The 9742-nt window shown below is 27.2% G+C and carries 13 protein-coding genes; 4 read left to right on the top strand and 9 right to left on the bottom strand.

Features of this window, described 5'->3' with window-relative positions:
• Positions 1–105: 105 nt before the first annotated feature.
• Both ACTCCZ_RS12920 and ACTCCZ_RS12915 read left to right on the top strand, forming a co-directional pair.
• Positions 106–411 carry a c-type cytochrome gene (locus ACTCCZ_RS12920; protein ID WP_079580345.1) on the top strand — a complete coding sequence of 102 codons (306 nt, stop codon included), beginning with the start codon at positions 106–108 and terminating at the stop codon, positions 409–411.
• A 34-nt stretch (positions 412–445) separates the two neighbouring features.
• Positions 446–970, top strand: coding sequence for a glycine zipper 2TM domain-containing protein (locus tag ACTCCZ_RS12915; RefSeq protein WP_196778299.1), 525 nt, complete (start codon positions 446–448; stop codon positions 968–970).
• Positions 971–993: 23 nt separating this feature from the next.
• Here the strand turns inward: ACTCCZ_RS12915 and ACTCCZ_RS12910 are convergent, their stop codons facing one another.
• From ACTCCZ_RS12910 to ectA, 7 genes are all read right to left on the bottom strand, one after another.
• Positions 994–1821, bottom strand: a complete 828-nt coding sequence (locus ACTCCZ_RS12910) for a flagellin (protein WP_079580346.1) — start codon at positions 1819–1821, stop codon at positions 994–996.
• Between the two features lie 65 nt (positions 1822–1886).
• Positions 1887–2783, bottom strand: coding sequence for a TPR end-of-group domain-containing protein (locus ACTCCZ_RS12905; protein WP_079580347.1), 897 nt, complete (start codon positions 2781–2783; stop codon positions 1887–1889).
• A gap of 11 nt (positions 2784–2794) precedes the next feature.
• On the bottom strand, positions 2795–4174 hold the full coding sequence (locus ACTCCZ_RS12900) for an aspartate kinase (RefSeq protein WP_079580348.1): 1380 nt from the start codon (positions 4172–4174) through the stop codon (positions 2795–2797).
• A 334-nt stretch (positions 4175–4508) separates the two neighbouring features.
• Complete coding sequence (locus tag ACTCCZ_RS12895) at positions 4509–4811, bottom strand: regulator of G-protein signaling domain-containing protein (protein WP_079580349.1); 303 nt, start codon at positions 4809–4811, stop codon at positions 4509–4511.
• Between the two features lie 2 nt (positions 4812–4813).
• Entirely contained in the window at positions 4814–5209 is a 396-nt protein-coding gene (locus tag ACTCCZ_RS12890) for an ectoine synthase (RefSeq protein WP_079580350.1), read from the bottom strand.
• A 3-nt stretch (positions 5210–5212) separates the two neighbouring features.
• A complete protein-coding gene (ectB, locus tag ACTCCZ_RS12885; protein WP_079580351.1) occupies positions 5213–6493 on the bottom strand; it encodes a diaminobutyrate--2-oxoglutarate transaminase in 1281 nt (426 codons plus the stop codon).
• Positions 6493–6993 (bottom strand): diaminobutyrate acetyltransferase, encoded by a 501-nt coding sequence (gene ectA, locus ACTCCZ_RS12880; RefSeq protein ID WP_079580352.1) that lies wholly within the window; start codon positions 6991–6993, stop codon positions 6493–6495. The genes ectB and ectA overlap by 1 nt, the downstream gene beginning before the upstream one ends.
• 229 nt (positions 6994–7222) lie before the next feature.
• On the opposite strand from ectA, the gene ACTCCZ_RS12875 reads away from it, so the two are divergent.
• Both ACTCCZ_RS12875 and ACTCCZ_RS12870 read left to right on the top strand, forming a co-directional pair.
• On the top strand, positions 7223–8221 hold the full coding sequence (locus ACTCCZ_RS12875) for an amidoligase family protein (protein WP_079580353.1): 999 nt from the start codon (positions 7223–7225) through the stop codon (positions 8219–8221).
• Complete coding sequence (locus ACTCCZ_RS12870; RefSeq protein ID WP_079580354.1) at positions 8203–8880, top strand: gamma-glutamyl-gamma-aminobutyrate hydrolase family protein; 678 nt, start codon at positions 8203–8205, stop codon at positions 8878–8880. The genes ACTCCZ_RS12875 and ACTCCZ_RS12870 overlap by 19 nt, the downstream gene beginning before the upstream one ends.
• Positions 8881–8908: 28 nt before the next feature.
• On the opposite strand, the gene ACTCCZ_RS12865 is transcribed toward ACTCCZ_RS12870, so the two are convergent.
• Positions 8909–9256, bottom strand: coding sequence for a hypothetical protein (locus ACTCCZ_RS12865; RefSeq protein WP_079580355.1), 348 nt, complete (start codon positions 9254–9256; stop codon positions 8909–8911).
• 24 nt (positions 9257–9280) lie between these two features.
• On the bottom strand, positions 9281–9673 hold the full coding sequence (locus tag ACTCCZ_RS12860; RefSeq protein WP_079580356.1) for a hypothetical protein: 393 nt from the start codon (positions 9671–9673) through the stop codon (positions 9281–9283).
• Between the last annotated feature and the right edge of the window lie 69 nt (positions 9674–9742).

Genomic DNA, 9742 nt, shown 5'->3' with positions numbered 1-9742 from the left:
TTAATAAAACTTCATAATAAGTTCTATCATTGATCTAAAAAAATGTGATCATCTTACTTATCTCTTTACTTGTAATTATACAAAATTTATTAGTAGGAGTATAAAATGACTACTACAAAAAAAATCTTAGTTTCAATTGCTATTTTAGGTTCAACAACACTTTTTGCAAATAGTGGTGAATCTTTATATAAAGCTTGTGCCTCTTGCCATGGAGCAAATGGAGAAAAAGCTGCACTTGGGAAAAGTGAAGTTATTAAAGGTTGGGACTCTAAAAAGGTTCAAAATGCATTGCATGGCTATAAAAATGGAACATATGGCAAAGTGATGAAAGGTGTAATGAAAGGTCAAGTTGCAAGACTTAGCGATGATGATATAAAAGCTTTAGGTGATTATATTGCTACATTTAAATAAGTAGAGTTTTAAACTCTACTTTTAAGGAAAAATTGTGAAAAAGCTAATTATTTTAATTGTTTTATTTACTAGTTTATTATTTGCAAATAAAACTCAAAATTTATATGATTTTATTGATGTTGATTATAGCGAACCAATATATAAATATATAACTGTTAAAGAGCCAATACAAGAGTGCTATGAACAAGAATATCAACAAAGAGTTGATATTAATTCTAGCTATGATAATAACTCAATAGGTTTAGATACTATAATAGGTGCAACTGCTGGTGTTGTTATTGGAAATCAAATAGGTAAAGGAAATGGCAATACAGCTGCTAAAATTGTGGGTGGTTTGCTTGGTGGAAAAATAGCAAATGAAATAAGAGGTTCAAACTCTGATGATTACTATTATGAAACAAAAACAAGAACAAAATGTGTTACAAAATATATAAATGCTACTAGAAAAAAGATTATTCAAGGGTATAAAAATCACTTTACATATGATGGAGTTAAATATGTAAAAGTTACAAAAAAACCTCAAGAAAAAATAAAAGTCACTAAAACTATAAGTTATTAAAACACTTGAGTTTTCTCAAGTGTTTATGTCAAAAGTCTCATAACAGATTGTTGCGTTATATTAAATTGAGATTGAGTGTAAGCTCCAACTTGTGATAATACATTTTGTTTATCAAAAGTTGCAATCTCTTGTGCCATATTTGCACCACTTAATTCAGATTGTGCAGCTCTTGTTTGAATCTCTTGAGATATTGTATTTCTACCTGTACTTGCTAACTCATTTTGTGTTGAACCAAGTTCTGCTCTATAGTTATTTAATACACCAATTGCATCATCAACTTTTGATAGATAATCACTTGCATCTTCTGCTGTAAAACTATCAGGTGAATTAGTTACTAAATCATTTAATCCAACTCCTAAAGTATTTGATTGAATTGATGTAGAGTTTGATGTATCAGACTCTTGTGTACCTACTTGAAAGCTTTGTGAACTTGATGGTGCTTGACTTGATTGAGATGCTTGAAGTAGTGTTTGATCATTATACTTTGTTGCACTAGCTATTGCATCAAAACCTTTAAGTGCATTTTGTATATCTTTAAAAATTGCCTCTCTTGCATCTTGAGAAGTTGTATCTGTTGAAGCTTGTAGTAGTTTCTCTTTTACATTATCTAATATATTTGATTGCTCTTTTATAGCAGAATCTGCTATTTGAGTAGAAGCAATAGCACTATTTGTATTTTGCAATGCTTGTGCATATCCATTTGCTTGAGTTCTTAAATTGTCTGCAATAGAGAGTGCAGAAGCGTTATTTGAGGCTTTATTTAGTTCTAGACCAGTTGCTATTTTTTCTAATGTTTTATTTTGGTCTATATAGGGGCTTTGATACTGTGAAATATTATTGTTAATTTCCATAACAAACTCCTTTTTGCATATATACAAATTGTATAGCAAAAAGGATTAAAGTAAATTTAAGTTATTTATGTAGTTTCTGTTGTTTCTTGACGATATTTTTTTAATAGATTAACAAATTTTTTATTATCATTTAAACTATCAAACTCTTCTTCGTTTTCTATTTCTTCAATATATTGTTCATTTAGTTTAAGTGCTTTTTCTAAGTCATTTATTGAAAAGTCATTGTATCCTAAAACTGCATGAGCTTTTGCTCTTTGATAAAATGCATTTGGATAATCATCATCAATTTTCAATGCTTGATTTGCAAGATGCAATGCCCAGTTTGCTTCACTTAATTCAAGGGCTGCTTCTGCTTTATATGTTAATGCTTCTGGATCATTTGGTCTTAGATTTAAAACATCATCATAAATTTCAATTTTACCACTTGGTGTTGTTTCTTGAGCTGCTCTTATCCATAATGATTGAATAATATTTGTTTTTTCAATCTCTCTTTGATTTTCTAGAACTTGTTTTGAACGCTTATCTAAATCTTTCTCAATTAAGCTCATTCTTGTTTCATAATCATCAATTACTTTAGATACTTTTTCATCTACTATATTTCTAATTTTTTGGTTTATATCTCTTATTGAATTAAGTCCAATAACTACTAAAAGTGATGTAGCAGCAGCAATAATATAAAAAATATTATTGATAGTTGAAGTAGCATAACTTATGGCATTTGAAGATATTTCTACTTCTTTTTCAGCTAATCTTTTATAAAGCTCTACTTTTAGTTTTTTATTCTCTTCTCTTAGTTTTCTTAAATCATTTAGAATATAATTTTCTACAAAGGGTGTATATAGAGGTTTTTCTAATTTATCTAATCTTTGTTTAACTTCTTTTTTCTCTTCTTGTGTCAACTCTTTAGCACTTAGAGTTGACAACAAGATAATTGGCACTAAAAGTAGTAGCAATCTTATCATTTAATCTCCTATTAACAAATACAATTATTCTCTTTTGTTAATAACTTTTCATATAATGTCTCCAATGCAATATCAGAGATATTTTGAGATACTCCTATGTGAAATGAAATTTTAGAAGGACTCATATCAAACATCTCAAAAGCGATATTATTCTCTTTTAAAGCAGTGATTGCATCTACAATAGTAAATGAGTCTTCTTTTAATCCAATTCCAACAAGAGTAATAACAGATAAAGAGTAAGTTACAATAATATTGTCTGGCTTTAATCTTTTATCTATTTCTCTTCTTAAGTTATTAATATTTCCTTTTAAATCCTCTTGTTCTACTAATATAGCTAAATCATCCTTATCTGTTGGATAATGATAAGTATTTATATGAAATTCTCCAAAAATTTTCAATAATTCAGCAGTAAATCCAATCTCTTCTCCAAGCATATCTTTTTGAATATGAATAGATGCCATATTATCAAGTTTTGCAACTCCAACTAATTTTTCCATAGGAACTCTTTCACTTAAGATTAAAGTTCCTTTGTTTGTTGGATTATTAGTATTTCTTACTCTAATTGGAATTTTACTTTTTTTACAATTTAACATTGCATTAAAGTGAAATACATTAAAACCTTTTGAACTAAGTAGTCTTAACTCTTTAAATGTTAATCTTGGAATTACTTTTGCATCTGGAATAACTCTTGGGTCAACTTCATATACACCATTTGTATCTGTCCAGTTTTCATACATACTTGCATCTAATGCATAAGCTAATTCACCACCAGTTAAGTCTGAACCACCTCTACTCATAACTGCAATTTCATTTTTTTCTGTCACTCCATAAAATCCTGGAACTACAACTTTTTCATTATCTTTTAGAACAAAATGTTTTTTAACATTGTCATATGTTTTTGCTTGAACTTTTCCATCTGTATATGTATCATCTAAAATAAATCCAAACTCTTCTGGTAGCATTAACTTTACATTAAGACCTGATTTTTTCATAAAATCAGAGATTATTTTTGCATTATAGTGTTCACCTCTTGATAAAAAGAATGCTATTTTTTTGTCATCTTTAAAATCACAATTATTTAACTCATTTTCAAGAGAGTCTAAAATTTTCTTTTTTGCAATACCTAAATCATCACAAAGTTTTGTATATTTTTTGATTATTGCATTAAAACTGTCATCTTTAGAAATCTCAATTTTTTGTTCTAAAAAATGATTTCCCTCTGTTGCTAAGTTTAAAAGATGATCTGTTATTTTCTCATCAAAATCATCATCTCTACCTGGTGCAGAAACTACAATAACTTGTCTTTTTTCATCTCTTTTTACAATATCGACTATTTTTTTTATTTGTGTGGAATTTTTAACTGAACTACCACCAAATTTACATACTTTCATTTTTTTCCCTTAGTGTAATTTTTTATTTTATTTGTTCTAGATACATTTTACATTTTATTTCTCAATAAGCTTAATAGTTGTCATTTGAATTAAATCTTTAAAATTCATTTTGTGACTTCCTTTTATCAAAAAAAGAGGTTTCCATAATGGAAAATAGTCTTTTTTTTAACTTAATACTTCTTCTTTTGAAAAAAGGTTTTCAAAAATTATAAAATTTTTTTAACTTTTTTCGTTTATTGAGCATATATCTATATGTTTTATTAAATCTATTTTTATACTATTTATAATCTTCTCACTTATACAAAATAGATAAAATCAATAGCTCTTATCATATTTAAAGTACTATCTCTTTTTTATCTTTATTGTTAAAAATTAAAATAAGTTTTTTTTCATTTTTGAGTATTTTTGAAATTTGAGTTATTCTTATTTTTTGATTTTTTTTAAAATAAGATTTTATTACTTCTTTTATAGTTTCAAAGTTTTGATTTTTATCAAATTCAAGAATAAGCGATTTATCACTTAAAATAATTTTTTGGTTTGAGGGAACAAAAGATTTTTCAATTAAAAAATTGAAAAAATCTTTTTTTTGTTCTTTTGTTGTTTGATTTAAATAGTTTTCAATATAAAGAAAATACATTATTAATCCTCTAAAGGAAAAACTCCATTTTCATCATGATTTTCAGTTCCTTTAATTGGAGGGTTGAATACACAAATTAATCTCATGTCTTCACTTCCACCATATAAGTTATGATCATCATGTTCATTTAGTGCATACATTACACCATCATAAATTTCATGAGTTTCACCTGTTTTTAAATCTTCAATTTTTCCATTTCCAGCTACACAATAAACAGCTTCTAAATGGTTTTGGTAGTGAATATGCGTTTTTGTATTTGCTTTAATGATTGTTTCATGGAAAGAAAATCCCATATTATCATCTTTTAAAAGCATTCTTCTACTTGTCCACTGACCCTCTTTAGCATGAACTTCTTTTTCAGTTCCTATAATATCTTTGTTTATATCTCTAATAATCATATATTAAAATTCCTCCGTTAATTTTTCTTTTTTGTCTGCAATTAATTTCCCAATTGCAGTATCAAGACGATTAAGACCTTCTACTAATGTTTCTTCATCAATGATTAATGGTGGTAAAAATTTTACTACTTGATCTTCACTACCACAAGTTTCAACAATTAGATTCTCTTCAAATGCATATTTTGAAATCTCACCAGCAACAGAGTTGTCACCTTTAATTTCAAATCCATAAGCTAATCCTCTACCTCTAATTTCTACTTCAAAAGTATCTTTGTATTTTTCAGCAATTTTTTCTAAAGTACTTTTTAATAGTTTTTCTTTATATCTAACTGCATTTGATAAATCATCATTTTGCCAATAATGCTCAATTGCAACTTTTGCTGCAACGAAAGCTAAGTTATTTCCTCTAAATGTACCTGTATGTTCACCTGGTTTCCATTGGTCTAAATCTGGTTTTAGTAATACAATTGCCATTGGTAAACCACCACCAATTGATTTTGATACAGTTACAATATCTGGATTTATTCCTGCAAATTCAAATGAGAAAAACTCACCAGTTCTTCCATTACCAACTTGAATATCATCAATAATTAGTAAAATATCATACTCTCTACAAATAGACTCTAGCTCTTGTAACCACTCTTTAGAAGCTACATTAATTCCACCTTCACCTTGAATAGTCTCAATTATTACAGCTGCTGGAATATCAAGTCCACTACTACTATCTTCTAAAAATTTTCTAAAAATTGCCATAGTATTCATATCACCAAAATAACCATCAAAAGGCATAAATGATACATTTGATCTACTAATATAACTTTCATCTCTATAATCATCATTTCCTGTTACTGATGATGAACCTTGAGTAAGCCCATGAAAACCATTTGTAAAAGAGACTACATTACTTCTTCCTTTTACTAATCTTGCAAGTTTTAGTGCAGTTTCAACTGCATTTGTTCCTGTAGGTCCTGTAAATTGGATTTTATAATCTAAGTTTCTTGGAACTAATATTGTGTCATTGAATGTTTGTAAAAACTCTTTTTTAGCGCTTGTTGCCATGTCTAAACCATGAACAACACCATCTTTTTGAATATATTCAATTAATGCTTTACTAATTAATTCGTTATTATGTCCATAATTTAAAGTTCCAGCACCAGCAAAGAAATCAATATAGTCTTCACCTTGTTCGTTTGTTAAAATAGCTCCCTTTGATGTTTCAAATATTGTTGGGAAACTCCTAATATAACCTCTAACTTCTGACTCTAAATTTTCAAATATTCTCATTATTTTTTTCCTTTATTAAATGGGCCTATTTTAAATAGTACCTCTTTTTCATGACCTTCACTGAAATCTTCATTATCAAATAATACTGAAGTTTCAATATTTGCATCTAAGTTTTTCGCAAATTTTTCAAAAAATCTTTTTGATGACTCGTTATCTGGTGATATAGTTGTATGAATATACTCAACATCTTTACAAAAATCTCTGTTAAGTATCTCTTGAAGTAATCTTTTAGCAACAGATTTACCTCTTGCTCTTTCATCAACTGCAACTTGCCAAATAAAAAGTACGTTTTTTTCATTTGGTGCTAAATAACCAGATATAAATCCTATAGCATCATCATTATCTAATGTTGCAACACTACAAGTATCTTTAAAGTATGTACTTTGTAGTAGATATAAGTATTCAGAATTTACATCTAGCGGTTTACATCTCTTAATTAAATTAAAGATATTCTTTCCGTCACTTTTTACCGGTTCTCTTAATTTAATTTCGGTTTCCATTATTTATCCTTTTACATGTTGAATGTAAAATAAAAACAAAATAAATGTTAATTATTTACATCTTGAGTGTAAATTTAGCATAATAAACTTATAGAAATATTAATTCAAAATGTTAAATTTAAACAATTCTTTAAGAAAATTAGTTTTAAAACAGTAATTTTTCTTTAAGTACATCTTGCTATAATTTCTTAGCATAAAATTATAGCATAATAATAAACAAGGATTACAAATGAGTAACTTTATAATGCCAGAAAATATAAATAATTATGAAGCTAAGGAAAGAAAAGTAGGTTATGAACTTGAGTTTTCAAATATAAATATGACTGAAATACTATCTTTACTAAAAGAAACATATTCATTAAGAGAAAGAAAAATAAACAGCTTTTTTTATAAGTTAGAATCAGAGTATGGTGATTTTGTTTTAGAACTTGATTTTGAACTTTTAACAAAACAGAAGATAAAAACAAATGCAATAGATTTTTTTGAAAAAGTGGGAATTCAAATAGATGAAAAAAGACTTGATGAAGTTGAAAATATTTTAGGAACAATATCTAAAGATTTAGTTCCTTATGAAATAAGTACTCCCCCAATACCTTTGAGTAAAATGCAATTAGTTGATGATTTAAGTGCAAAACTAACAAATGCAGGTGCCCATGGAACTAAAAAAAGAGTTTACAATGCTTTTGGTTTACACATAAATGTAGAATTGGTTTCTTTAAAAGCAAACTCAATATTAAGTTATCTAAGAGCATATGTTATATTACAAGACTTTTTAAATAAAGACGCAAAAGTTGATATTGCAAGAAAGGTTACTCCTTATATAGATAATTTTCCAAAAGAGTATATTTTAAAGATTTTAAATAGTAAATATGAACCAAATATGAATGATTTAATTGATGATTATTTATACTTTAATCCAACAAGAAATAGATCTTTAGATATGTTACCAGTTTTTGCATATATTGATGAAAAAAGAGTTAGAGAAAAACTACCAAAAGAAAAAATTAAACCAAGACCTGCATTTCACTATCGTTTATCAAACTCACTTGTTGATGAGAATGATTGGAAAATATCAGATGAATGGAATAGATGGTTATTGGTAGAAAGCCTTGCAAATAATGAAAAAAATCTAAAACTACTAAGCAATGAATATATTGAGTATTTAAATAAACCAATAAATTTAAATAGATGGGTTGAAAGAGTAGAAAAATGGCTAAAAAACCATTAATTGGTATATGCTTACCTAATAAAGGCAACTTTTTTGCAGAGTTGTTTATTAGATTTAATCTATATTTATCAGGAGCTAAAAGCGTAAGTTTAAGAGCTAATAATCATATATCAAAAGATAAAATTGATGGTATGATATTAAGTGGAGGAAGTGATATAAACCCTGTTTTATATGGTGGAAGAAAAGATGCACATAATACAAAACTAGATAAAAAAAGAGATGCTTTTGAGCTTGATATGATTTCATATGCTGTAAAAAGAAAAATACCAATTTTTGGAATATGTCGTGGAGCCCAACTTTTGAACATATTTTTTGAGGGAGATTTATATCCAACTATATTAGATTTTGATGAATATATTATCCATCAAAACTCTATATTCCCTATAAAAGATGTATATGTAAAAAAGAAGACTAAACTTTTTGATATTTTAAAAAAAGATAAAATCAAAGCAAATAGTATTCATAATCAAGCAATAAACAAAGTAGGGGAGTCTTTGAAAGTTACTGCTGAACATGAGGGCTTAATTCAAGCAATAGAAAAAAGAAATTATCCCTTTATGCTTGCTGTGCAATGGCATCCTGAATACCTTTTTTATATAAAAGAACATAGAGAACTTTTTAATGATTTTGTTAAAGCATGTAATGAAAAGAAAAATTAAAAGTTTTGTGTGAATTTTATAGTAAAGGTTACTCTCCATTTAAAACAGAAAGAACTGTTGATCTGCTAGTTTTTAGTTCTTTTGTTATTTTAGTAATATTAATATCTCCATTTTGTGTGTAATACTCTTCATCATCTAACATTTTTAGTATCATGTCTTTTTTTTCTAATATCTCTTTAGATGTTTGTTTTGTTTTAAAGGTAAACTCTTCTTCACTCATATAAAGAAGAGCCTCTAAATCTCTTTTTATAGTAGCAATAGTAACTTTTAGCTCTTTTGCTAACTCTTTTGGGTTATCAATTCCTCTATTTAATAGTTCACGTAAAGCTATTCTTCTAGTTTTAATTTTACGTCTACGATGATATGAAATTTTCACTATTTTTTCTTTATGACTTCTTGTTTATATAAATTTTGAAGATAATTCATTTAAAATTTTAGTTGACTCTAAAGAATCACCATTATATTTTATAAGTTTAATACCCTCACTTGTAAATGATCTTGCAGTATTTTTGCAAGCTTTTTCTACTACTATATAATCACACTCTTTTAAAACTCTTCCCATTTTATTGTGTTGTTCAATGTGCTCAGCATCATCATGTGAATGATCACAAGCATGATCTGCTTCTGGATTAGCATGGTCTATATCATTTCTTGGGTTTTGTTTTATTTCATCTAATTTAAATGATTTAAACATTCCTGAACCAGTCATTGTATATACAGCAAACTTTGGAGTATGACCTGCATTTGGGAAAAAGTTTAAATTTGATCTGGTTACACTAAATAGGACATACAAAAGTAGTATGTTAAAATTAGTGAAAGTGGAGAGAAGAGATGAGAAAAAGTCATTACACAAAAGAGTTTA

Source organism: Malaciobacter sp., assembly GCF_055140965.1.
Note: the sequence above shows the minus strand (reverse complement) of the source record. Positions and strands in the feature narration are given on the sequence as shown.